The sequence below is a fragment of the Serratia sp. CY44782 genome (genome assembly GCF_052168715.1).
Lineage (GTDB): Bacteria > Pseudomonadota > Gammaproteobacteria > Enterobacterales > Enterobacteriaceae > Serratia > Serratia nevei.
Window position 1 is genome coordinate 1 of sequence record NZ_JBJNME010000031.1, and the last position, 1,213, is coordinate 1,213.

1 protein-coding gene is annotated in these 1,213 nt (G+C 51.3%); it reads left to right on the top strand.

Features of this window, described 5'->3' with window-relative positions; all coding sequences use genetic code 11:
* Positions 1 to 80 precede the first annotated feature (80 nt).
* Positions 81 to 1,180 (top strand): IS3 family transposase gene (locus ACJ8HT_RS24090; RefSeq protein ID WP_197653622.1). Its coding sequence is split into 2 segments (ribosomal slippage): positions 81 to 336 and positions 336 to 1,180, totalling 1,101 coding nucleotides; the frame shifts between segments, so codons are not numbered across the junction.
* Positions 1,181 to 1,213: the final 33 nt, after the last annotated feature.

Below are 1,213 nucleotides of genomic sequence, written 5' to 3' on the forward strand. Positions count from 1 at the left end.
GTGATCTCCTCCCTGAAAACAGTACCAGTCTAAACTGAAGTATCCGGTCGTTCTTCCCTCTCACAGCGAGGCACATCGCCATGAAAAAGACCCGTTATACCGAAGAACAGATTGCGTTTGCGCTGAAACAGGCCGAAACCGGCACCCGCGTCGGGGAAGTCTGCAGAAAGATGGGGATTTCTGAGGCCACTTTTTATAACTGGAAGAAGAAATTTGCCGGTCTGGGTGTGACGGAACTGCGACGGCTGCGGCAACTGGAGGATGAAAATCAACGGCTGAAGAAACTGGTGGCCGACCTGAGTCTTGACAAGGAGATGCTTCAGGAGGTGCTAAAACAAAAGTTCTGAGGCCGGCTCAGAAGCGCCAGGCTGTGCATTTTCTGCAGGAAGCATACCGCATCAGCGTCCGCCGGGGATGTGGGTTACTGATGCAGAGCAGAACGGTTTACCACTGGCAGAGCCGGCGTGATGATCAGGCGATAACCCTGCGTATCCGGGAAATCGCGGAAACCCGGATACGGTATGGTTGCCCGCGTATTCATATTCAGTTGCGGCGGGAAGGCTGGCTTGTTAACCACAAGAAAACCCACCGGATTTATTGCCTGGAAGGACTGAACCTGCGCAGAAAGCATCCCCGCAGACATGTCAGTGCAGCACGCCGTCAGCAGCGCCCGATTCTGACGCATGTCGATCAGTGCTGGAGTATGGATTTTGTGTCGGATAATCTGTTTAACGGGCGGCGTTTTCGGGCACTGACTGTAGTGGATAATTTTAGTCGGGAATGTCTGGCGATCCATGCTGGAAAATCGCTGAAAGGCGAAGATGTGGTCAAAGTAATGGAAGCACTTCGGGTGCTGGATAGGCGTTTACCGGTACGTATTCAGACGGATAACGGCAGTGAGTTTATTTCGAAAAGTCTGGATAAATGGGCGTATGAGCATGGTGTTACGATGGACTTCTCCCGCCCTGGAAAACCAACAGATAACCCGTTTATTGAGTCATTTAACGGCAGTCTGCGGGACGAATGCCTGAATATTCACTGGTTCCTGTCACTGGAAGATGCTCAGAACAAACTCGATAGCTGGCGCAGGGAATACAACCACGAAAGGACGCATTCATCATTAAATGACATGACTCCGGCTGAATTCATCCGAAGTCTCCGGAAAGACGAAGATCTCTGATTTAGCACTGCACTGATTTTGGGCCAAGGTCAA